Below are 22,772 nucleotides of genomic sequence, written 5' to 3'. Positions count from 1 at the left end.
TGTCAGAGGTCGGCCAGTGCCATTAGCGCATAGGCTGGCGGCATCAGAGCCCGCCGCCAGGACCCAAGTGGAAAACGCCGCGGGGGTCGGGCCATTGGCTCAGGCAATTCCGCATCCTGTCCAAGCACCATGCGACTAAGCGCCCGCCCACAATAGGTACCCATCGCGACACCGTTCCCATGATAGGCCAGCCCGGCAAACATCCCATTCTGACCCGGAACGGGCCCTGCGAACGGCGTCAGATCCTGGGTAAGACACACCATCCCTGACCACATGTTGGTCACGTCCACATCGGCCCATACCGGAAACATGGCCTTGAAATCACGCTGCACCTTTTGCCGGATCGCAGCCTCGGCCTTAGGTGATGAGCGCAGGCCACCGCGCATCCCAAACAGAAACCGTCGATCCGGCATAAGACGAAAATAGTGCAGAAGATTTCGTGTATCGTAAGACATCTGATCCGAGGTCCAGCCCTGCGCCGACACCTCAGCCTCGGTCAATGGGCGGGTCACCAGAACGGTTGATTGCGCTGGCATATAGCGCCCAGACAGCCATTCAGGCATATTTTCACTGGAATATCCGTTGGTGCAGATCAGTACATTCGACGCTTTGATCCGCCCTGACCCGGTTCGAACATCAAAGCTCGCGCTGGTTTTGGTGATGTCTCTGGCCATGGTTTTCTGAAAAAATCGGACCCCAACGGAAGCGGCCGCATTTGCAATGCCGAACAGGTATTTCCGGGGGTTCAGACCAAATCCGACCGGCACGCTATAGCCCCCGAAAAAATCCCCTCCCAACCCGAGCCCGGGCAGGTCGGCCGCCTCATGCAAGCAGCCCCCGTCATCCGCCGAGCGTCGCAATTTCTCCATGGCGCGGGCGGTGTGGGCCAGGGCGGTTTCGCCCTTGGAATGAACGTCCGCTTCGATCTGATGCGCCTCAAGCAGGTCGGCGACAAGATTGACCGCATCCACTTCGGCCTGGGCAAAGCTTTCGGCCCCCTCGACCCCATATCGCCGAGCCATGCCACGATCGCTCAGCTTTGACCCACCTCGGCAGCAAAACCCACCATTGCGACCCGAGGCACCCCACCCCGGCGTCTCCGCCTCGAGAACTGCGACGGATAGGCCTGCCTGCCCCAGGAAAAGCGCGGCTGTAACACCTGTGAACCCGCCGCCGATGATGGCGACATCCACGCTCAGATCATCCTGCAACACCGGCCAGTCTGGTGCTGCGATAGTTTCATCCCACCAGCACCCTGATCGCGGTCCAGATCCATAGGTATACTCAGGGAACAGACGTTTCATTCCGCACGCACTGCCGCCATCTCATCCTGTTTCTGCCGGACCATCGCGCGCTTGGTGACCAAAGATGCTGCTATGACACCGACCGTCACGACCGCAATCATGATCGTGGATAGCGCATTGATTTCAGGGCTGACGCCCAACCGCACAGCTGAGAAAATCTTGATCGGCAGAGTCGTGGCTGACGGGCCCGATGTGAATGATGCGATCACCAGATCATCCAGCGACAGCGTAAAAGCCAATAGCCAGCCTGAGATCACCGCCGGGGCGATGATCGGCAGGGTGACAAGACGGAAGGCTTGTGCGGGTGAGCACCCAAGATCCAACGCTGCCTCTTCCAGAGACTGATCAAACGTGACCAGACGTGAGGATACAACAACCGACACGAAGCACATTGAAAAGGTCGTATGTGCCAGCACGATGGTCAAAATACCCCGGTCCAGTCCAATTCCGATGAACAGCAGCAAAAGCGACAGGCCAGTGATCACTTCGGGCATCACAAGAGGCGCATAGATCATGCCCGAAAACAGAGTCCGGCCAAAGAACCGCCCACCGCGTACCAGCACATAAGCCGCCGCCGTACCCAGAATGGTGGCCAGGGTCGACGAGAATACTGCAACCCGCAAGGTGACCCAGGCAGCATCAAGAAACGCTTCGTTCTGGACCAACTCACCATACCATTTGGTCGAAAACCCAGCCCAAACCGTGACCAGTTTGCTTTCGTTAAAAGAGAAGATGATCAAAATGAGCATCGGGATATAGAGAAACGCGAAACCAAGCGTCAACGAGACGACGTTGAACCAGCTTAACCTGTTCATTGCTCAGCCTCCGTCTGTTTCTGCTGGTTGCGCTGGAACAGCACGATGGGAATCACAAGGATCAGCAACAGCACAACTGCCACGGCACCGGCCACCGGCCAGTCGCGGTTCGAGAAGAACTCCTCCCACAACACTTTGCCGATCATCAATGTCCCGGATCCTCCGAGCAATGATGGGATCACAAATTCGCCGATCACCGGAATCATCACCAGGAAACAACCCGCGATGATACCCGGGCGTGACAAGGGGATCGTTATCAGCCAGAAGGCCTGAATACGCGAACAGCCCAAATCCTCTGCGGCCTCGATCAGCGACTCGTCCATTCGTTCAAGCGCGGAATAGATCGGCAGAATCATGAAGGGCAGATAGGTATAGACGATACCGATATAGACAGCAGTGTTGGTGTTTAGAATGGTCAGCGGGGTCGAGATGATGCCCGTCCACAGCAGCAGTTGGTTCAGGTAACCTTCGTTGCTGAGAATACCCATCCAAGCATAGACCCGGATCAGGAACGACGTCCAGAACGGCAGAATTACCAACATCATCAACGTCGGGCGCCACTCAGCCGGTGCGCGGGCCATGCCATACGCGATAGGATACCCCACCAGCAAAGTCAGTATGGTTGAAATCAACGCGATTTTGACGCTGGACAGGTAAGCTTTCCAATACAGGTCATCTTCGGTTAGCCAGACGAAATTCTCAAAATCCAGCTGGCTGAAGAAATCCCTGAGCCCGGCCCAGCCCTGAGATAAATCCAGTGTCGGCGTGTAAGGCGGGATGGCCAGTTCCGTGTCCGAAAGCGAGATTTTCAGAACGATGAAAAATGGCACCAGAAACAGCGCCAAAAGCCAGACATACGGGACGGCGATCAGAAGGGCGCGGCGCATCAATCCGCCAACAGAACCGCGGCGGTGGCTGTCCAGGACAGCCAGACCGGGTCTTCCCATGTAAAGGAACGACGCGAAATGCGACGGGTATTTGCCGTCTGCGCCTTGATAATCGTGCCGTTATTCAGTTCGACGTGATAAGTGGACAGATTGCCCAGATAGGCAATGTCAAGCACCTTGCCCTGCACTGCGTTGATTGCATCCGCAGGACGATCAACCGAGATCGTCACCTTCTCGGGGCGGATCGCCAGATGACATAGCTGGCCGCTCGAAAACTCTGTGGTCGAGGACGCAGTCAAAGGTGCCTGACCTTCAGCCCAGTCAATCTGATAGGTCTCATCGGCGCTTGCCGTGGCTCGGCCCTGGATGATGTTCACGTCGCCAATGAAATCGGCCACATAGACCGAACTGGGATTCTCATAAATCCGGTCGGGTGTCGCCACTTGTATCAGATTACCCTGATCCATTACCGCAACCCGGCTGGCCACGGTCATCGCCTCTTCCTGATCATGGGTCACGATCACAAAGGTGGTGCCGGTCTTTTCCTGAATATCCATCAGCTCGAACTGCGTATCCTGTCGCAGTTTCTTATCCAGCGCCCCCAAAGGTTCGTCCAGCAACAGCAGCTTCGGCGCTTTTGCCAGGGATCGCGCAAGCGCCACGCGCTGACGCTGACCACCCGAGATCTGGTGCGGTTTGCGACGGGCGAATTGTTCAAGCCGGGTCAGGCGCAACATCTCTTCGACACGATCCATAAGATCATGCTTTGGCATGTTGTCCCGACGCAGACCAAAGGCGATATTTTCCCAGATAGAAAGATGCGGAAACAGTGCGTAGGATTGGAACATCATGTTCACAGCCCGTTTGTTCGGCGGAATGGGATCTATATCCTGCCCGCCCAGCAGAATATGCCCTTCGGTCGGTTTTTCAAACCCGGCCAACATTCGCATCATCGTGGTCTTGCCGCAGCCCGAGGGCCCTAGCAGAGCAAAGAATTCTTTCTCAAATATATCCAAGGACAGATTGTCGATGGCCGTGAACTCACCAAACCGTTTGGTGACATTCTGGAACTGGATCAGAGGTTTCGCCTGTGGGTCTTCCCACGGCACAAAAACAGTAGAGTTCAAAACGGCCCCCGTTCGGCAATCTGAAAAGAATGGCAGGGCGGTTGGTCCGCCCTGCTGAAACAAGCCGGATCAGGTGCCCGATTTGATCTTGGTCCACAAACGGGTCACGACCCGCTGTATCTTCGACGGGTAAGGCGTCGTGATATAGAGGTTTTGCATGGTCGCATCATCCGGATAGATGGCCGGATCACCGATCACGTCTTCCTCAAGAAGTTCTTGCGAAGCCTTGTTGCCATTGGCGTAGTAAACATAGTTCGAGGCCGCCGCCATATTGTTGGCATCCAGAATGAAATTCAGGAATTTATGCGCACCCTCCGGGTTCGGAGCATCAGCCGGAATCGCCATCTGGTCGAACCACATCAACGACCCTTCAGCAAAGGGATGGTACTCAATTTCAACACCATTATCGGCTTCGGCCGCACGATCGCGGGCCTGCAGGATATCACCCGACCACCCCACGGCGACACAGATGTCGCCATTGGCCAATGCGTTGATATATTCCGAGCTGTGGAACTTCTGAATGTGCGGTCGAACGCTGGTCAAAACCGCCTCGGCCTTGCCAATAACATCTTTGTCATGGCTGTCCGGGTCTTCACCCAAATATTGCAGAACCATCGGAATGATTTCTGCCGGAGCATCCAGGAAATGAACGCCGCAGGATGCAAGTTTCTCCATATTCTCGGGTTTCAGAACCAGATCCATGCTGTTCAGCGCAACATCCTCGCCCAACGCTTCCTGCACTTTTCCAACATTTACACCAAGCCCGGTTGTGCCCCACATGTAGTTGATAGAATAGGCGTTGTCCGGATCATACCCGGCAGTACGTTCCTGAATCACATCCCACAGATTGCCTGAATTCGACAGCTGTGCAGCGTCAAGTGCCTGAAAGGCTCCAGCCTGGATCTGACGCTGAAGGAAAGTACCCGAAGGCACCACCACGTCATAGCCTGATCCACCGGCCAGCATCTTGGTCTCCAATACCTCGTTGCTGTCAAAAACATCATAAATCAGAGTCAGACCGGTATCTTCCTCGAACTTTGTCAGAAGCTCTTCGTCGATATAGTCGGACCAGTTGTAAACACGCACCTCTTCAGCGAAGGCCGCCGAAGTCCCCAATGCGATGACCGCTGTCATGGTCAGCGTTTTGATTGTCATATTATTCTCCCTGCAAGTGTACGCGCTATTTTCCCGTTTTTTTGGATTTGATCAAGTTTTGCGTTTTCGCACGATCCGTCGTATGGTTTCACGAGGTCAGAAACCTGACAAGTCAACATAGCGGGAAACAGGGCAAACCACTTGGATTTGATCAAAAATAAGGCATCCAGCACTGACGGTGCGCGTGAAAAACGACCTGCGCATGAACAGGTCTATAATACCCTCAGATCACAAATCATGTACGGCGAATTGGTGCCGGGGCAGCCCGTCACGATCCAGGGTCTCACTGATTCGCTGGGTGTTGGAATGACCCCTGTGCGGGAGGCTATCAGACGCCTGATATCCGATGGTGCTCTGGTGTTTCAGGGCAACCGCCGAGTGAGTGTTCCTCTTCTGACCGACGGCGACGTCGAACAGATGATTTATTCAAGAATCAAAATAGAATCAGAGCTTTCGAGGCGTGCAACTGCGAATGTGACACCTCAGGACATTGATCATCTTGAGCAGATCGACCAACGTCTGGATCGCACTATCAGCGACGGAGACGTCAGCGGCTATCTGCGCCTCAACCACCGGTTTCACGAAACGCTTTACGGCCATGCAAATGCCCCGATTCTCAATGATCTGGCCGAGCGCCTGTGGCTTAGATTCGGGCCGTCTTTACGCGTTGTATGTGGTAGATTCGGCACTCAGAGCCTGCCGGACCGCCACAAGGATATCATTTCGGCGTTGCGCAATCAGGACGCGGATATGGCAGCAAAAGCAACCGCACAAGATATCGAACAGGGCATGGAGCTGATGGCAGACGCCTTAGTCAACGCTTAGATCTGTCCGATTCGATTGACAGGAAAAAATTTGATCATATTGTAGCTGCCAATCGCTCTTGCAGGAGATTTTCCGATGTCGACCATCACAAACCATTTGCCCACGGCCCAGCTGCAGGCCTTGGACGCCGCCCACCACATGCACCCTTTTTCGGCCAATGGCGCCCTAGGGAAAGAAGGCGCGCGTGTGATCACCCGTGCGAAGGGCGTCTACCTGACGGACAGCGAGGGTGAAGAAATACTCGATGCAATGGCGGGCCTGTGGTGTGTCAATATCGGCTATGGTCGCGATGAACTGGCCGAGGTCGCAGCCCGCCAGATGCGCGAACTGCCGTATTACAATACCTTTTTCAAAACGACCCACGTCCCTGCCATCGCGCTGGCCGCGAAGATCGCGGAACTTGCGCCAGGCGATCTGAACCATGTGTTCTTTGCAGCCGGCGGGTCTGAGGCGAATGACACAAACATCCGTCTGGTTCGGACCTATTGGGCCGAAAAAGGCCAGCCCGACAAGAACATCATCATCAGCCGACATAACGCCTATCATGGCTCTTCGGTCGGCTCGGCGTCGTTGGGCGGCATGGCAGGGATGCACGCGCAGGGTGGAATCCCGATCCCGAATATCCACCATATCAACCAACCAAACTGGTGGGCTGAAGGTGGTAGCATGTCTCCCGAAGAATTCGGCCTGGCCCGCGCGCGTGAGTTGGAAGAGGCGATTGAGGAACTGGGTGAAAACCGCGTCGCAGCCTTTATCGCCGAACCCGTACAGGGCGCAGGTGGCGTGATTGTTGCACCGGATACCTACTGGCCTGAAATTCAGCGCATCTGTGACAAATACGATATCCTGCTGATTGCGGATGAGGTCATCTGCGGTTTTGGTCGCACAGGCAACTGGTTTGGATCTCAAACCGTTGGCATTCGCCCCGATATCATGACCATCGCAAAGGGGCTCAGCTCGGGCTATGCGCCTATTGGCGGGTCCATCGTGAGTGACGAGATTGCCGAGGTCATTGGCGGAACCGAGTTCAATCACGGCTACACCTATTCCGGCCATCCGGTTGCTGCAGCCGTGGCACTGGAAAACCTGCGCATCCTTGAAGAAGAAAAGATCGTCGAGCATGTCCGCGACGTAGCCGCCCCCTATCTGAAGAAAAAATGGGAGGCGCTGGCCGATCACCCGCTAGTGGGCGAAGCCAAGATTGTCGGCATGATGGCGTCAATCGCATTGACACCGGACAAGGCCAGCCGTGCCAAATTCGCGTCCGATCCGGGCACTGTCGGCTATATCTGTCGCGATCGGTGCTTTGCCAACAACCTGGTGATGCGCCATGTGGGCGATCGGATGATCATCTCTCCTCCGCTGGTTCTGACACCCGCGGAAATTGATGAGATGCTCGTACGCATCCTCAAATCGCTGGACGAGGCACAGGTCGAGATCATCGCACAGGGCCTGATGAAAGCGGCTTCCTGACCCGCGCAGCTTCATCTGGCTGAAAATACCTCGGGGGAGGCGCCGTCAGGCGACGGGGGCAGAGCCCCCTCCCCTACCTCAACCGCTCTAACAGCGGCGCGGAGGCATAGCCGTCCGGCAAAAGCCCCTGCGCCAGTTGATAGGCCCGAACCGCCTCAGTGGTATTCGGGCCGGTGCGCCCGTCGATCCCCTGCGTGTCAAACCCGGCCTCGGTCAGCCGGAGCTGCAATTCTTTCTTCTCAGCAAAGCTCAACGCCCGATCACCCCGAGGCCACTCGGCCTGAAACGCCGCGCGGCCCGCCAGACGGTCGGACAAATGCCCAATGCCGATCACATAGGCATCTGCACCGTTGTATTGCTCGATCACGCGGAAATTGTCGAAGATCATCAATGCGACGCCTTCACCGCCTGCTGGCAACAAAATCGCTGCCTGACCATGATCCGCAATGGGCCGCCCATCCCACGCAACCACGCCCAGCGCCGCCCAGTCTGACGGCAGCAGTGTGTAATCGCGTCTCGCGGCTGCAAAATCGAACCCGGCGGGCAGGCGCACTTCAACACCCCATGGCTGTCCCTTGGTCCACCCATGACGCGCCAGATAGGCCGCTGCCGAGGCCAGCGCATCGGTCGGGTCATCCGTCCATATATCCCGCCGCCCGTCACCGTCGAAATCCACGGCGTGATCCAGAAACGAGGTCGGCATGAATTGCGTATGCCCCATTGCTCCGGCCCAACTTCCGACCATCGTTGCGGGGCTGACATCGCCTGCCTGAATGATCCGCAAGGCGGCGATCAGTTGCGTTTCAAAGAACTCAGCCCGTCGGGCATCAAAGGCCAGCGTCGCAAGCGAACGGATCGTCTGATCCGACCCCCGAAATGTGCCGAAAGACGTCTCGAGCCCCCAAATCGCGGTCACGACCTCTTTTTCGACGCCATATTGCGCCTCAATCCGGGTCAGCACCGCGGCATGGCGTTCCAACCCCGCGCGTCCGTCTGCGACGCGCCGATCAGAAACGGCCGCATCCAGATAGTCCCAGATCGGCTTGGTGAACTCGGCCTGATTGCGATCGCGCTTGATGATATCCTTGTCATAGGCCAGCCCCGCTAGCGCGTGATCCAGAGTGCCGGGCAAGATACCCTGGGCCTGTGCCCGCGTCCGAAAATCGCCAAGCCACGCCTGAAACCGGGCGCTTCTTTCTTCTGACACGCGATACATCTCCTCCGATGGTCGGACGACCGGTCGGATTGAGACTGTAAGATCAGCCGACGCCAATTGTATCGGCTGTGGCCCTTCCGGGCTTTTGATGGACTCCGCCTGTACGATGGATGCCCATAATGCTGCGGTCATAACGCCGCTTACGCATCTACGCATTCCGAATTTCCTGATAACTGCTCAACCACAGGATAGCGCAAAAACGGCAAATCTCAAAGCGCTCAGCTTTCCGAGTCGCGGTCTCTCGCCTCCCGCTCAGACCGCAGCCGATCCAGGGCTTCGCGCAGCAGGGGGACCCGGTTGGGTCGGAACGAGGCCCCGGTAATCTGCATCTCTTGCATGCGATCCAACCGAAACACGCGGAAATCCTGCCGCAACAGGCACCAGCTGATCAGCACGCTGGCGCGGTCCATGTAAACGATGCTCAACGGATTTACGCAGCGATGGGTCTCGTCGCCTTTGGCATCCCAATAGGAAAATTCGATCGTCTGTTCGTCCCAGGTGGCCCGCCGCAGTTCAGCGACATCCACCGTTGGTTTCGCCGGCCGGTCAAACCGTGTGGCGGTCAGCACCGCATGGCTGAGGCGTTGGGACTGGCGCGGTGGCAAACGACCCTGCAGCTTGCGCAGAACTTCGCTGGCAGCCTCAGAGAGGCCGGGATCACCAATGGATTGTACCTCGCGCAGGCCAAGCACCAGGGCCTCAAGCTCATCATCGGTGAAGCCAAGCGGTGGCAGGGTGGCGTCCTCGATCAGGGTGAACCCGAACCCCGCCTCTCCGTCGATCACAGCGCCGAGGCTGCGCAATGAATCGATGTCTCGGTGAATCGTGCGCGGCGAAACGCCCAGATCCTGAGCCAGCTCAATCGACGTTCTTGGCGACGGGCCAGAGCGCAAGGATTGCATTAATTGGAACAAACGGGCGGTGCGGGTCATAATGCAGGTTACTTTATCTCTAATGACAGAAATTGTCATTAGGCCGGCGTACCCATCACATATCCCCATGATGGAGCCCAAGATGCTGACCCTTTTGACCTACCCCTCTGCCTTTGGCCTGTTCAGCGCCAGCCCGTTTTGCGTGAAAACCGCACTAATGCTGCAAACATCGGGCCAACGCTGGCAGCGATCTGACCTCCTTGACCCGCGCAAGATGCCGCATCAAAAGCTGCCGGTTCTGCGCACGCCCCAGCGTCTGATCCCCGACAGCGACCTGATCCGCGACTGGCTTGAGACACAAGGCACCGATTTTGATCACGGGCTGAGCGATCTGCAAAAAGCCCAATCTCGTGCTCTGATCCGCCTGGCTGAGGAACATTTGTATTTTCAGATCGTTCAGGACCGTTGGGCGAATGACGAAGTCTGGCCAACCCTGTACAAGACCTTTTTCACAGGCATCCCCACCCTGATCCGCAAACCGGTTGCCAATTCTATCCGCAAGACCGTTGTTAAAGGATTGGGGTTTCAGGGCGTCTCTCGATTCTCAGATGCGGAACGTCAGGACAGGCTGGAACGCGATCTTGAGGCGATCTCGGCCTATCTATGGCAGTCGACCTATTTGATGGGAGAAACCCCGACCGCAGTGGATATGAGCGTGGCCCCCATGCTTGCCGCGATGCGCGCGACGCCAGCCAATACACCGCTGACCCAGCGGATCAAACAGGATAAGCTGTTGAGCGACTACATAGACCGGATGGAGCAGGCGATACCGCTGTCATGACACAATTTGACGATCCCGCAGTGGCAGCGGCCTATCAAGCCCTGCCCGAAGGCACACGTGCCGGGGCTCTTGCGCTGCGTCAGTTGATCCTGGAAACCGCCACTTCGTTGCCCCGCGCGCAGCCGTTGCAAGAGGCATTGCGCTGGGGGCAGCCCGCCTATCTGGCGCCCAAGGGATCCACGATCCGATTGGGCGGGCACAAAGTGGCCCGCTTTGCCCTGTTCGTGCATTGCCAAAGCCGGTTGATGGGCGATTTCACCTCGGCCTTTCCGGGCGAAGATCGGATAGACGGCAACCGGGCAGTTCTGTTTGATGATCCGGATCAGATCGACGCCACCCGCCATGGCTGGCTGATAGCCCGCGCGTTGACCTATCACCTTCCCGCAAAAGGCTGACTTACATGCGCCTTGTTCCCGAGATGCGAACTCACTTCTGACGGCGTTTGCGTTCCACCTTGCGTTTGATCTTGTCCTTCTTGCGCTTGGTGCTGACTGCCTTGCGTCGCGTTGGGCGCTTGGATGCCCCTCCGCGCCCCGTCGGCAGGGCCTGATCGTCGATCGACAACAGCTCCAACTCCAGCCCGCCCGTCACAGGTGTCGCCTCGGTCAGACGCACGGTGACGCGTTGGCCGATGGCTATGATCAGCCCGGTGTCCGACCCCATCAGGGTTCCGGCCTCGCGGTCGAAATGGAAGAACTCGCGCCCCAAGGATCGCACCGGTACCAGACCGTCCGCGCCGGTCTCGTCCATTTTCACGAAAGCCCCAAACCGGGCAATACCGCTGATCCGACCCGAGAACTCAGTCCCAACACGCTCGCTCAGATAAGCCGCCAGATACCGGTCGGTCGTATCTCGTTCCGCCATCATCGAGCGGCGTTCAGTATCCGAGATATGAGTGGCAGTTTCGTCCAGCCGGGCGATCTCATCCTCGGTCAGGCCATCCGTGCCCCAGCCATGGGCCGAGATCAGCGCGCGGTGCACGATCAGGTCGGCATAGCGCCGGATGGGCGAGGTGAAATGTGCATAATTCCGCAGCGCCAGCCCGAAATGGCCGAAATTCTCAGCGTTGTAATAGGCCTGCGCCATCGACCGCAGGGTGGTCAGGTTGATCAACTCTGCATCCTCGGTGCCCGCAGCCGCATTCAGCAGTGCGTTCAGGTGGCGGGTCTGCAACACCTGCCCCTTGGCCAAATTCAACCCCGCCGCCTGAGCCGTTTCCCGCAGGCTTTCCAGCTTCTCAGGTGCCGGTTCTTCGTGGACACGGAACAGCAGCGGGCGGCGCTTAGCGATCAGGGTTTCAGCCGCAGCGACATTGGCGAGGATCATGAACTCTTCGATCAGCTTATGCGCGTCCAGACGGTCGCGGAACGCCACGCTTTGAACGTCGCCCGTATCGCTCAGGATAATCTTGCGTTCCGGCAGGTCCAGTTCCAGCGGTTGCCGCACAGCCCGCGCCTTTTTCAGTGCAGCATAAGCAGCATAGAGCGGCTTCAGTACGGTCTCTAACAGCGGCCCGGTGCGGTCATTGGGGGCGCCATCGATGGCCTCCTGCACCTCGGCATAATGCAGCGAGGCGGCGGAGCGCATAAGCCCTCGCACGAATCGGTGGCCGATCTTGTAGCCCTCGGCGTCGATCTGCATCCGCACGGCGATACACGCGCGCGGGACGCCTTCGTGCAACGAACACAAATCACCGGACAGCCGATCCGGCAGCATCGGAACCACGCGGTCGGGGAAGTAGCTGGAGTTGCCCCGCTTGCGCGCCTCGCGATCCAGCGCCGTACCGGGCTGCACATAGGCGGCGACATCAGCAATGGCGACCCAAACAACATGCCCCCCGGGGTTCTTAGGATCATCGTCAGCATGAGCGAAACAGGCATCATCATGATCCCGCGCGTCTGAGGGGTCGATGGTCAGCAGCGGCATATCCCGAAGATCTTCGCGCCCTTTCAGGCCAGCGGGTTTGGCCTTGTCGGCCTCTGCAATCACTGTGTCGGGGAAGTCATCGGGAATGCCATGCTGATGAATGGCGATCAGCGACACGGCCTTGGGGGCCGACGGGTCGCCCAGTCGTTCGACAATGCGCGCACGTGGCAGGCCCATGCGGGTTTTGGGTCCGGCCTGTTCGGCCTCGACCAACTCACCGTCTTTTGCACCCAGTACGGCACCTTCATTGACCAGCCACTCGTTCTGTCCGGCCTTGTCGATAGGCACGATCCGTCCGCCCTCGGTCCCTTTGCGGAAGATACCGACGATCTTGCGCGGGTTGGTTCCGATCCGGCGGATCAGACGGGCCTCGTAATTATGGTCTCCCTCCTGCACCACGGTCAGACGGGCCAGAATGCGGTCGCCCTCGCCCAGCGCCGGATCACTGGCCCGCGCAACCATCAGCACAATGGGTTCAACACCTTCGCCATGCCATTCCAACGGTCTCGCGAACAGGTCACCATCGGCATTCGGAGCCTTCACCTGCAACACACTGACCGGCGGCAGGCGGTCGGGGTCACGATAACTGCGATTGCGCTTTTCCAGATGCCCTTCGGCCTCAAGCTCTTTCAGAATACGCTTCAGATCAATCCGATCCGCGCCCTTGATGCCAAAGGCTTTGGCGATATCGCGTTTCGAGGTCAGGGTGGGGTTTGCCGAGATCCAGTCGAGGACCTCTTGCTTGGTCGGAATACGTGTCATGAGATCGGCCTAACACGGAGATGCGGCGGCGTCATGACCAAAAAGGGTCAGCCTCGCAGATCGGCAACCGTATCGACATCGCGCAGCTGATCCAGCATCGCCACCCGGCATCCGGGGATCGAGGCCAGCGTGTCGGCCAGCGCATGTTCCGTAGACCAGCGCACGTTTTGAAACAAGCCGTGCGGCAAGGCACCAACGCGCTGCGCCCCGACCAGCCAATATCCGCCATCCGGGGCCGGACCAAACACCATCTGGTTGCGCCCCAATGCCCGGAACGCGCGCGCGATATGCCCCCGTGTAACCCCCGGGATATCCGCACCGATCAAACAAACTGGCCCTGTTGGCATGTCCCGCAGTATCCGGCCCATACGGTCGCCGAGGTTCCCTTGTCCCTGCGGTGCTCGGGGCAGGTCGGCGGGCCAGATGCGACTGGTCAGCCCTTCGCGGTCCGGCGAAACCGCCAGCACGATCTGCCAGCGCGGATCGCGCAGACGCCGGATCAGCGACCGGGTCTGATGGCGAAACCACCATGCCGCGCCGACCATACCGATATCGCGCCCCAACCGGGTCTTGACACGGCCCGGGCGCGGTTCTTTCACCATGATCACTAGGGTGCGCTGCATGAATCAGGAAAAATAGTCGGTCAGGATACGGGTATAGACCGCCTTGAGCTGTTCAATCTGCGCCACCTCAACGCATTCATCCACCTGATGCATGGTTTTGCCGACCAAACCAAATTCGACAACCGGACAATGATCCTTGACGAAACGCGCGTCCGAAGTACCCCCGGTTGTCGACATCTCGGGCGTGACCCCGGTTTCAGCCGCAACCGCTTTGGCCACCAATTCCGACAGAGGGCCAGGAGGGGTCAGAAAGCTTTCGCCCGATATCTTGATACGCACGTCAATTTCGACACCAAACGCGGTGGCCACATCGCGCGCCTGCGCTTGCAGCCAATCGCTGAGGTTGGCGCCGGAATGCAGGTCGTTGAACCGGATGTTCACCGCCCCGCTGCACTGTGCCGGGATGACGTTTGTGGCGGAATTGCCGGTGTCGATCGCCACAACCGCCAGCGTCGAGGCATCGAAATGGTCGGTGCCCTGGTCCAACTCGTGACTGGCCAGCCTGTCCATCAGCCGGGCCATGGCGGGTAGTGGGTTCTTTGCCCGGTGCGGATAGGCCGAATGGCCCTGCACACCTGTTACGGTAAACCAGGCGGTCATCGAGCCGCGACGGCCAATCTTCATCATTTCACCCATCCTGTTCGGGCAGGTGGGTTCACCGACCAGGCAGACGCTCATCCGCTCGCCGCATTGATCCATATGGTCAAGCAGGGCGGTGGTGCCATGCAGCGCATCAGCCTCTTCGTCACCCGTGATCGTCAGGATGATGGCCCCGTCGGGTGGCGTGTCGCGTACAAAATCCACTGCCGCCGCTGCAAAGGCCGCCACACCCGATTTCATGTCAGTGGTCCCGCGCCCATACATGAACCCTTCCCGGATTTCTGCCCCGAAAGGCGGTGTGGTCCAAGCGGCCTCGTCGCCCACTGGAACAACATCGGTGTGACCGTTGAAACCAAAGCTTCGGGCGTGACCTTTTGCACCCCATCGCGCAAACAGATTGCTGATGCCGGCGCGATCAACACGGGTACAATCAAACCCCGCCTGTGACAGGACATCCTGCAGCAGGACAAGGGCACCACCTTCTTCAGGTGTGACCGATGGGCAACGGATCAGGTCGGCCGTCAACGCAATCGGATCTGTCATGGTGGGCCCTTTCCATAAAATTTCTTTCAGGTTCGTGCACAGATTCAACGAATTGGCCCGATTGCCAACCCCAACAGGCCAGAAACCGCGGGCTTTTTCCACCTTGTATCGAACTGACACCCCCGGAAAACATGGGGCCTTACGCTGCGATTGCCTTGTCTGCCGGTTCGAATATGCGCTAGAGGGCCGCGAAACAGGTGATTTTACGATGACACGTGCTCTTTTCGCATTGATCTGCCTGACTTTCGCCGTTCTCGGCCAGCAAAGCCAGGCCCAGACGCTGACGGTTTCGACCGTGACACGGCCTCCGTTTTCTTTTGTCGAAGATGGAGCCCAAACCGGATTCTCGATGGACCTGCTTGAGGCGTTGGCTGAATCCCTGAATTGGGACTATTCCATCCAACGTTCCGACGCCTTTGGTGACATGCTGGGCGCAGTGCAGGGCAGATCCGCCGATCTGGCCATAGCCAATATCTCGATCACTGCCTCGCGAGAAACGCAGATGGACTTCAGCCAGCCGATTTTCGAGGCTGGTTTGCAGATCATGGTGCCATCGGACGCGGTGCGCCGCCCGTCACTGCTACATGCGTTACTGTCGCGCGAATTGTTCATTGCTATCGGGCTTGCCTTTGCTATCCTTCTTGGCGGCGGCATGCTGATGTGGGTGTTCGAGCGCCGCTCGCAGCCCTATTTCGACCGCAAGCTAGACGAGGCCTGGTTCCCCTCATTCTGGTGGGCCTTGAATCTGGTGGTCAATGGCGGGTTTGAGGAACGAATGCCGCGCACGCCATTTGGTCGAATTCTGGGTGTAGTGCTGGTTGTATCTTCGCTGTTTATCGTCTCGGTCTTCACTGCGCGGATCACCTCGGTCATGACAGTGGATGCAATCAGTGGCAGCGTGAATTCGATAAATGACCTTTATGGCAAAGAGGTCGGAACAATCTCGAATTCAACCGCTGCTAACTTTCTGAACCGCCGCGAGATCGAGTTTACCAACTATGATGGGCTCGACCCCATGCTTGAAGCCTTTCGCAACGAGGAACTGGACGCCATAGTGTTCGACGCGCCGATCCTGTCCTATTTCGCCGCCCATGAAGGACGCCGGATCGCCTCGATGACAGGCGGTATATTCCTGCGCGAGAATTACGGTATTGCCTTCCCTACCGGGTCCCCGCTGGTCGAAGACGTCAACCAGGCGCTGCTGGCGCTGCGCGAAGACGGCACCTATGACGAGATTTATCGCAAGTGGTTTGGGGCGCGGAACTAAGCCGTCTCTTCATCCCCGAAAAACGGGGTCATCTGCGCCACGATCACTGCATTTTCATCCAATGCGCGCTGCATTAGGGCCCGTTCATCCGGGTCGATCTCGTGACCTTGCGCCTCACGTTCGGCCAAAGTGCCATAGCCTGTGACATCCAAAGGCGCGGTATCTGCCTGTTTCAGGATCGCCACCGTTTCGCGCACGGCCTCGGCCTCGTCGACGCCGCTGGCAAAACACATCAATGCCGCCCCGGTTGCGCCGTCGGGCAGGCCATCGCCATCCTTGCGACCGATCTGCACAAGCAGGGTATAGACCTGCTGACGCGAAGGTTTCTTTTGCTTTTCCATGCAAGGGGCCATAGCCGCGCACCTGCCTGCGGTCAAGCAGCCGGGGAATTGCAGTGGATCGCCTGTGCCGCCATAGTGCCCGCAGTAACCTGACACCGATCACAAAAGGACGTTGCCATGACTTATCCGGATTTCATCACAGGATTCCCAAGCCTCGACGTGCCCTTCCCCGAAGATGTGGTGCAAACGGCCGTGATCAGATCAGACGCGGGGCTGGTGGCGTTTTTTACCTTTCTTCAGGATTTCGAACTGCCCCTTCATTCCCATCTGGCACAATGGGGAACTGTGGTCGAAGGTGAGATTGAGCTGACCATTGGCGATGAAACCAAGAGCTATGGCCCCGGTGACAGCTATTCGATCCCCGCAGGAGTGGAGCATGGCGGCAAGATCAAAGCCGGGTCGCGCGTCATTGATGTGTTCGAAGAACCGGACCGCTATCCGGTCAAAGGGTAAGCGATAACAAAAAAAGGGCCGCAGCGGATCGCGCTGCAGCCCCCTTGTTTGATCCGCGCCCAGTATTAGTCGCGCAGCAGCTCGTTGATCCCGGTTTTCGAGCGGGTCTTTTCATCCACCCGTTTCACGATCACGGCGCAGTAGAGGTTGATGTTGTTCTTGGACGGCATCGAGCCCGCAACAACCACCGAATAGGGCGGAACTTCACCATAGGTGACCTCGCCGGTTTCGCGGTCGACGATCTTGGTCGATTTGCCGATGAACACGCCCATGCCCAGAACCGAGCCTTCGCGCACGATGCAGCCTTCGACCACTTCGGACCGGGCGCCGATAAAGCAGTTGTCTTCGATGATCGTCGGACCCGCCTGCATCGGTTCCAGAACGCCGCCGATCCCAACACCGCCCGACAGATGGACGTTCTTGCCGATCTGCGCGCATGAACCGACGGTGGCCCAAGTATCAACCATTGTGCCCTCGTCCACATAGGCACCCAGGTTCACAAATGACGGCATCAGAACCACGCCGGGCGCAATAAAGGCGGATTTGCGAACGACGCAATTCGGCACCGCGCGAAAGCCAGCGGCCCGCCATTGGTTTTCACCCCAACCCGCGAACTTGCTGTCCACCTTGTCCCACCAGCCGCCGTCCTGAGCGCCGCCGGTCTGGATTTCCATATCCTTGATGCGAAAGCCCAGCAGAACCGCTTTTTTCGCCCACTGGTTCACATGCCAGTCGCCGCTGTCTTGCTTTTCCGCGACCCGCAGCGACCCGCTGTCCAGCGCATTCAGCGTATCTTCGATCGCTTCGCGTGTCTCGCCGGTGGTGGCGGGGGTGATGGCATCTCGCGCCTCCCAGGCGGCTTCGATGGCGGCTTCCAGTTGCGCGTTGGACATTTGGCGGCTCCCTGCAGATTCTGTTCACGCTTGTGTTGCCTATACGCAAGCGACGGACTGGCTGCAATGCGACGCTGAGCGCGCGCTTTGCGGCTGTTTGTTCCGGTTTCAGCCGTTCAGAGGGTCCGGTGAGATGTTTCCACCACAGATCAGCACCGCCACCCGTTCGCCCGGCTCTGGCGTGTAAGCCCCCGATAGCAGCGCAGCCAAGGCGGTTGCGCCTGCCGGTTCCACCAGAATCCGATGCGCCCGCCACAGGACCTTCTGCGCCTGCGCGATGGCCTCATCACTGACCAGAACTGATTGCACGCCCTGTGCCAGATCGAAACAAATCGAGCCGATCCGCCGCGCGCCCAGCGCATTTGCCGCAATGCCCGAGACGGACACATCCACCGGTTCTCCCGCCTGCAGGGCTGCATTCAGCGCGCAGGAGGTTTCCGGCTCAACCGCCACGACCTTGCGCGTGCCTTGCAGCCAGGCCAGCGCCCCGGCGATCAGACCGCCACCGCCCACCGCGATCAATACGGTATCCGCTTTCAGGCCCTGTGCCTCCCATTCGGCAAAGCAGGTTCCCTGCCCGGCGACCGTAGCGGGGGCGTCATAGGCGTGAATCTGCATCGCGCCCGACGCATCCTCATACGCCTGCGCCGCAGCAAGAGCGTTGGCATATTCTCCCGGCACCACGCTCAGATCTGCGCCTGCCTGTTCAATCAGCGCAATCTTGGACGGCCCTGCCAGTTCCGGGACAAAAATCTTGGCCGGATAGCCCAGCGCCTGTGCCGCATAGGCTGCGGCTGCGCCATGATTGCCGCCCGATGCGGCCACAACACCAGCCTCAGGCACATCCGTGCTGATCAGAGTGTTAAACGCCCCGCGCGCCTTGAAACTGCCGGTGTGCTGCATATGCTCCAGCTTCATTTCCACCGAATATTCCAGACCCAAGGCACGGCTTTCCGTGACTGGCGTCACTTGTGCATAGCCGGTTATGCGGTGCTGTGCCGCCAGTATTTCGCTCTTCCAATTCATTCTCATCTTTCCGTGACTGGCACTCTGCGCCCGAACCCTATAGCTGTTTGGAAAACACGCAAGCAGGGATCGTTACCCCATGAGAGAAGACCGCCTCAGCCCGTTTCGCGACGCGCAGACCGACCGTTCGACCGCAAGCGAGGTACCCGACACCCCGCAAACCCGCTCACCCGCCTATCGCCTTGCCTTTGCCGATGAGGATTTCCTGTGCCGGGATGAGCTGCGCCCGGTGCGCTTGCAGCTGGAACTGCTCAAGCCCGAGATGATCATGACCGAGCGTGAGATCACCTCGACCATCGTCATGTTCGGCGGCGCGCGTATCCCTGAGCCATCACAGAAACACACCGCGCGGACGGAAACGCTGGCCGGGCTGTCGGAGTATTACGACGAAGCGCGCGAGTTTGCCCGGTTGATGACCGAGAAGTCGAACGAAACCGGCGGGCGAGAGAATGTAATCGTCACCGGCGGTGGCCCCGGCGTGATGGAGGCTGGCAACCGCGGCGCGCAGGATGCGAACGGCTGTTCCATCGGCCTGAACATTGTGCTGCCGCATGAGCAGGCACCGAACCTGTACGTTACGCCCGAGCTCAGCTTTAACTTCCACTATTTCGCCATCCGCAAGATGCATTTCCTGATGCGCGCCCGCGCCATCACCATCTTCCCCGGCGGCTTTGGCACCATGGATGAGCTGTTCGAGTCCCTGACCCTGATTCAAACCGGCCGTATGGAGCGTGTGCCCTTCCTGCTATTCGGTCGCGCGTTCTGGGAAAAGGTCATCAACTGGGAGGCGCTGGCCGACGCCGGCACCATCTCGGACGAGGATCTAGACCTGTTCCGGTTCGTCGATACCGCGCAAGAGGCGGTCGACATAATCGAGAAATGGGAACCCACCCCGCCCCGTGACGAAATACCGGGGCGCTAAACGATGGGGCGCAAGACCGGCGAGATGCTGCATCTGCGGGGCAACGCACTGACCAAGGGCGAGCCCGTGGCCCTGCCCCTGACCCAAAGCAGTATGTTTCACCTGCCCGGCGCACCGGACGGGCATGATTTCTACGGTCGCGTCAACAACCCAACCTGGGAACATCTGGAACAGGTTCTCGCCCATCTTGAAGACGCCCCCTGCCTGGCTTTCCCGTCGGGCATGGCGGCGATCTCGGCCGCGTTGTTTGCCACGGTCAAAGCCGGGTCGCGCATCCTAATCCCGTCGGATGGCTATTACGTCACCCGCGTGCTGGCCGACCGATTTCTGTCTGGTCTGGGTGTCATCGTGACAGAACGCCCGACAACCGCCTTTTCCGAAGGCGGGTTCGACGGCATCGATGTGGTCTTTGTCGAAAGCCCCTCGAACCCTGGTCTGGATATGATGGACCTGCCAGCCATCGCGTCGTCCGTGCGCGCAGCTGGTGGGATCACCATTGCTGACAACACAACCATGACACCACTGGGCCAGCGTCCTTTGGATATGGGCGTAGATATCGTCGTGTCCTCGGACACCAAGGCCATGGGTGGGCATTCCGATCTGCTGATGGGCCATGTGGCCAGCCGCAATACAGATGTCATGGAGCGGGTCGAGGAATGGCGGCGTGTCTCTGGCGCGATCCCCGGTCCGCACGAGGCTTGGTTGCTGCATCGTGGGCTGGAAACACTGGATGTTCGGTTCGACCGGATGTGCAGCTCGGCCCAGGTGTTGGCAGAACGGTTGGCGGCGCATCTGGCTGTGAAAGACATCCGCTATCCCGGCCTGCCGGGCGACCCATCCTACACCTTGGCACAGGCTCAGACCACGCGGTTCGGATTCCTGCTTTCGATCACGTTGGAAACCCAGGCCAAGGCCGAAACCTTCATCAACACCTGTCCAATGCTGCGCCCTGCGACGTCTTTTGGCGGCGTCCATAGCTCGGCCGAGCGCCGCGCCCGTTGGGGCGACGACGTTGACCCCGCTTTTGTCCGTCTGTCGGTGGGATGCGAGCCGGTGGTTGAGCTTTGGCAGGCAATCGATGCCAGCCTGAACGCACTGTAATTACTTTTTGGGCGTGCGCAGCTCGGTGAACACGTAGATCGGCAGCACGACGCTGGCAATCAGCGCGCCCAGCCAGACCAGCAGTGTCGCAGCCAGCAGGTTGGAAATTCCGCCAACCGTCAGCCCATTGGTCACCAGATCGGTCACAAGCAGGCCGACAAAGGTCACGATCAACGCGATCCCGCCTTTCAACGAAGGCGCCCTTTTCTCACCCAACTTCAGGATCAGCGGCTCGGCCACCACCTGCACCAGCGTGAAGACGATCACCACAACGATGAATGAAATCGGCTTGATTGCAAAACCGGTCAGTAGCAAAGCGGCCAACATTAACCCAATGGCATTGCCCGCCAGCAGGGCCAGAACCGATTTAAGTCTGCGCGTCATCGGCTGATCTCCGTCAATGAATAATATGAAACAGCCTGATAGTATCAGAGATTGCGAAACTTGCGAACCAATTTAGCCACCGGTTCTTTTTGACCTGTTGAAATCACGTGATAAAATACCTTCATCATGATCAGCCCTTCCCCCATCCATGAGAGGTGAGATGAGCGACGATCCCTATGCCGCACTTGGCGTGGCCAAAGATGCCAGCGACGCTGAAATCAAAAAAGCGTATCGGCGTATTGCCAAGGAATGCCATCCGGACTTGAAACCCGGGGACGCCGAGGCCGAAGCCAAGTTCAAGGCCGCCGCCGCGGCCTATGATCTGTTGAAAGATCCTGAGACGCGCAAACGCTATGACAATGGTGAGATTGATGCCTCGGGACAGGAACGCCCGCAACAGCAATACTATCGCGATTACGCCGAAGCCGCCGGCAACCCCTATCGCGGGCAGGCGACGGACCCGGACGACATGTCGGATATATTTGCCGAATTCATGCGGGGTCGCGGCGGATTTGGTGGGCAAGGCGGCCGCGAGTTTCACGCGCCCGGCCACAATCTGAACTTCACGCTTCAGATCAGCTTTCTGGATGCGGTATTCGGCGCCAGCCAGAAGCTGACCCTGCCGGATGGGGACCGGATCGAAGTCAAGATACCCGCAGGGATCACAAGCGGTCAGACCATTCGCCTGCGGGGCAAGGGTGCCGCTGGCTATGGTGAGGGGCCGCGCGGCGATGCGCTGGTGACAGTATCAGTCGCGGATCATCCGGTATTCGACCGTCAGGGAAATGACATTCACATCACGCTGCCCATCACGATTGATGAGGCGGTGCTGGGCGGCAAAGTGGCGGCGCCCACGATCGATGGGGGCGTAAACGTGACCGTTCCGGCCGGAACCAGCAGCGGCAGAACCCTGCGCCTGCGGGGTAAGGGCGTCAAGAAGCGCGGCTCGGCCGAACGGGGCGACCAGTTGATCGAGCTGACCATTTCAATGCCCGATCAAATCGATGATGAGTTGAGGCAATTTATGGATTCATGGCGAGAAACCCACCGCTATGACCCACGCAAAGGAATGCCGTCATGACCCGCACCCTGACCGAAGAGGAACTGATCACTGCCGTAGCCCGGCTGACTTCGACCCGATTGACAGAATATCTGGCCGCCGAAATCGTGATCCCCGAACAAACAGATCGCGGATTGGTCTATCACAGCCTCGACGTTGCCCGGCTGGAGTTGGCCTGCGAGTTGCACGACCAATACGAAATGGAGGCAGACGCAGTGTCGATGATGATTTCCCTGATCGACCAGATGCATGGGCTGCGCGCAGAACTTCGAGAGGTCCTGAACGCCGTCGCAGCGCAGCCAGATCCGGTTCGTCAGCAGCTGATCAAAGTGATCGGCACCGCGAGATTCGGGTGA

The 22,772-nt window shown here is 58.6% G+C and carries 24 protein-coding genes; 10 read left to right on the top strand and 14 right to left on the bottom strand.

Translation table 11 applies throughout. From position 1 onward, the window contains the following. Positions 1 to 2: 2 nt before the first annotated feature. The 5 genes from AC2FH6_RS14425 to AC2FH6_RS14405 all read right to left on the bottom strand — a co-directional run bounded on the left by AC2FH6_RS14425 (position 3) and on the right by AC2FH6_RS14405 (position 5,288). Complete coding sequence (locus AC2FH6_RS14425) at positions 3 to 1,304, bottom strand: NAD(P)/FAD-dependent oxidoreductase (protein ID WP_496703275.1); 1,302 nt, start codon at positions 1,302 to 1,304, stop codon at positions 3 to 5. Next, positions 1,301 to 2,119 (bottom strand): ABC transporter permease, encoded by an 819-nt coding sequence (locus tag AC2FH6_RS14420; RefSeq protein ID WP_142637169.1) that lies wholly within the window; start codon positions 2,117 to 2,119, stop codon positions 1,301 to 1,303. The genes AC2FH6_RS14425 and AC2FH6_RS14420 overlap by 4 nt, the downstream gene beginning before the upstream one ends. Then, positions 2,116 to 3,006 carry an ABC transporter permease subunit gene (locus tag AC2FH6_RS14415; protein WP_142637171.1) on the bottom strand — a complete coding sequence of 297 codons (891 nt, stop codon included), beginning with the start codon at positions 3,004 to 3,006 and terminating at the stop codon, positions 2,116 to 2,118. Before AC2FH6_RS14415 ends, AC2FH6_RS14420 begins: the two co-directional genes overlap by 4 nt. After that, the gene (locus AC2FH6_RS14410) at positions 3,006 to 4,133 is read right to left on the bottom strand and encodes an ABC transporter ATP-binding protein (RefSeq protein ID WP_281995444.1); all 1,128 of its coding nucleotides are present in this window, start codon (positions 4,131 to 4,133) and stop codon (positions 3,006 to 3,008) included. Before AC2FH6_RS14410 ends, AC2FH6_RS14415 begins: the two co-directional genes overlap by 1 nt. Positions 4,134 to 4,202: 69 nt before the next feature. After that, the gene (locus tag AC2FH6_RS14405) at positions 4,203 to 5,288 is read right to left on the bottom strand and encodes a polyamine ABC transporter substrate-binding protein (protein ID WP_281995445.1); all 1,086 of its coding nucleotides are present in this window, start codon (positions 5,286 to 5,288) and stop codon (positions 4,203 to 4,205) included. A 141-nt stretch (positions 5,289 to 5,429) separates the two neighbouring features. Here AC2FH6_RS14405 and AC2FH6_RS14400 point away from each other — a divergent pair, with 141 nt between their 5' ends. Next, positions 5,430 to 6,113, top strand: coding sequence for a GntR family transcriptional regulator (locus tag AC2FH6_RS14400; protein ID WP_271949594.1), 684 nt, complete (start codon positions 5,430 to 5,432; stop codon positions 6,111 to 6,113). Positions 6,114 to 6,188: 75 nt separating this feature from the next. Then, entirely contained in the window at positions 6,189 to 7,586 is a 1,398-nt protein-coding gene (locus AC2FH6_RS14395; RefSeq protein WP_496703273.1) for an aspartate aminotransferase family protein, read from the top strand. A 73-nt stretch (positions 7,587 to 7,659) separates the two neighbouring features. On the opposite strand, the gene AC2FH6_RS14390 is transcribed toward AC2FH6_RS14395, so the two are convergent. Then, on the bottom strand, positions 7,660 to 8,958 hold the full coding sequence (locus AC2FH6_RS14390; RefSeq protein WP_496703272.1) for a lytic murein transglycosylase: 1,299 nt from the start codon (positions 8,956 to 8,958) through the stop codon (positions 7,660 to 7,662). Positions 8,959 to 9,020: 62 nt separating this feature from the next. Beyond that, positions 9,021 to 9,734: a helix-turn-helix transcriptional regulator gene (locus tag AC2FH6_RS14385; protein WP_496703271.1), complete on the bottom strand. Its 714-nt coding sequence runs from the start codon at positions 9,732 to 9,734 to the stop codon at positions 9,021 to 9,023. Positions 9,735 to 9,816: 82 nt separating this feature from the next. On the opposite strand from AC2FH6_RS14385, the gene AC2FH6_RS14380 reads away from it, so the two are divergent. Next, positions 9,817 to 10,515, top strand: coding sequence for a glutathione S-transferase family protein (locus AC2FH6_RS14380; RefSeq protein ID WP_496703269.1), 699 nt, complete (start codon positions 9,817 to 9,819; stop codon positions 10,513 to 10,515). Further along, positions 10,512 to 10,910, top strand: a complete 399-nt coding sequence (locus AC2FH6_RS14375) for a DUF1801 domain-containing protein (protein ID WP_496702757.1) — start codon at positions 10,512 to 10,514, stop codon at positions 10,908 to 10,910. Before AC2FH6_RS14380 ends, AC2FH6_RS14375 begins: the two co-directional genes overlap by 4 nt. 31 nt (positions 10,911 to 10,941) lie before the next feature. Here the strand turns inward: AC2FH6_RS14375 and rnr are convergent, their stop codons facing one another. The 3 genes from rnr to dapE are packed head-to-tail and all read right to left on the bottom strand — an operon-like array spanning position 10,942 to position 14,969. Beyond that, positions 10,942 to 13,203, bottom strand: a complete 2,262-nt coding sequence (gene rnr, locus AC2FH6_RS14370) for a ribonuclease R (protein WP_496703267.1) — start codon at positions 13,201 to 13,203, stop codon at positions 10,942 to 10,944. A 47-nt stretch (positions 13,204 to 13,250) separates the two neighbouring features. Beyond that, complete coding sequence (locus tag AC2FH6_RS14365) at positions 13,251 to 13,826, bottom strand: TIGR04282 family arsenosugar biosynthesis glycosyltransferase (RefSeq protein WP_496703265.1); 576 nt, start codon at positions 13,824 to 13,826, stop codon at positions 13,251 to 13,253. 3 nt (positions 13,827 to 13,829) lie between these two features. Next, positions 13,830 to 14,969: a succinyl-diaminopimelate desuccinylase gene (gene dapE / locus AC2FH6_RS14360; RefSeq protein WP_496703264.1), complete on the bottom strand. Its 1,140-nt coding sequence runs from the start codon at positions 14,967 to 14,969 to the stop codon at positions 13,830 to 13,832. Between the two features lie 208 nt (positions 14,970 to 15,177). Between dapE and AC2FH6_RS14355 the strand changes: the two genes are divergently transcribed. Then, positions 15,178 to 16,236: a transporter substrate-binding domain-containing protein gene (locus tag AC2FH6_RS14355; protein ID WP_496702764.1), complete on the top strand. Its 1,059-nt coding sequence runs from the start codon at positions 15,178 to 15,180 to the stop codon at positions 16,234 to 16,236. Here the strand turns inward: AC2FH6_RS14355 and AC2FH6_RS14350 are convergent. Further along, positions 16,233 to 16,577 carry a DUF8846 family protein gene (locus AC2FH6_RS14350; protein WP_039539567.1) on the bottom strand — a complete coding sequence of 115 codons (345 nt, stop codon included), beginning with the start codon at positions 16,575 to 16,577 and terminating at the stop codon, positions 16,233 to 16,235. The genes AC2FH6_RS14355 and AC2FH6_RS14350 overlap by 4 nt on opposite strands. Before the next feature lie 117 nt (positions 16,578 to 16,694). Between AC2FH6_RS14350 and AC2FH6_RS14345 the strand changes: the two genes are divergently transcribed. Continuing rightward, on the top strand, positions 16,695 to 17,030 hold the full coding sequence (locus tag AC2FH6_RS14345) for a cupin domain-containing protein (protein ID WP_142637196.1): 336 nt from the start codon (positions 16,695 to 16,697) through the stop codon (positions 17,028 to 17,030). 65 nt (positions 17,031 to 17,095) lie between these two features. On the opposite strand, the gene dapD is transcribed toward AC2FH6_RS14345, so the two are convergent. Then, on the bottom strand, positions 17,096 to 17,923 hold the full coding sequence (gene dapD / locus AC2FH6_RS14340) for a 2,3,4,5-tetrahydropyridine-2,6-dicarboxylate N-succinyltransferase (RefSeq protein ID WP_271949578.1): 828 nt from the start codon (positions 17,921 to 17,923) through the stop codon (positions 17,096 to 17,098). 108 nt (positions 17,924 to 18,031) lie between these two features. Continuing rightward, the gene (locus AC2FH6_RS14335) at positions 18,032 to 18,949 is read right to left on the bottom strand and encodes a serine/threonine dehydratase (RefSeq protein ID WP_496703262.1); all 918 of its coding nucleotides are present in this window, start codon (positions 18,947 to 18,949) and stop codon (positions 18,032 to 18,034) included. Positions 18,950 to 19,028: 79 nt separating this feature from the next. On the opposite strand from AC2FH6_RS14335, the gene AC2FH6_RS14330 reads away from it, so the two are divergent. Together AC2FH6_RS14330 and AC2FH6_RS14325 are read left to right on the top strand one after the other, a co-directional pair. Continuing rightward, positions 19,029 to 19,871: an LOG family protein gene (locus tag AC2FH6_RS14330; protein ID WP_142637203.1), complete on the top strand. Its 843-nt coding sequence runs from the start codon at positions 19,029 to 19,031 to the stop codon at positions 19,869 to 19,871. Positions 19,872 to 19,874: 3 nt separating this feature from the next. Then, the gene (locus AC2FH6_RS14325; protein WP_496703260.1) at positions 19,875 to 20,972 is read left to right on the top strand and encodes a cystathionine gamma-lyase; all 1,098 of its coding nucleotides are present in this window, start codon (positions 19,875 to 19,877) and stop codon (positions 20,970 to 20,972) included. On the opposite strand, the gene AC2FH6_RS14320 is transcribed toward AC2FH6_RS14325, so the two are convergent. Next, entirely contained in the window at positions 20,973 to 21,356 is a 384-nt protein-coding gene (locus AC2FH6_RS14320) for a hypothetical protein (RefSeq protein WP_142637207.1), read from the bottom strand. 160 nt (positions 21,357 to 21,516) lie between these two features. Between AC2FH6_RS14320 and AC2FH6_RS14315 the strand changes: the two genes are divergently transcribed. Both AC2FH6_RS14315 and AC2FH6_RS14310 read left to right on the top strand, forming a co-directional pair. Beyond that, entirely contained in the window at positions 21,517 to 22,437 is a 921-nt protein-coding gene (locus AC2FH6_RS14315; protein WP_271949567.1) for a DnaJ C-terminal domain-containing protein, read from the top strand. Further along, positions 22,434 to 22,772, top strand: coding sequence for a hypothetical protein (locus tag AC2FH6_RS14310; RefSeq protein WP_281973035.1), 339 nt, complete (start codon positions 22,434 to 22,436; stop codon positions 22,770 to 22,772). Before AC2FH6_RS14315 ends, AC2FH6_RS14310 begins: the two co-directional genes overlap by 4 nt.

This window comes from Ruegeria sp. CDSC045 (assembly GCF_059610725.1).
Note: the sequence above shows the minus strand (reverse complement) of the source record. Positions and strands in the feature narration are given on the sequence as shown.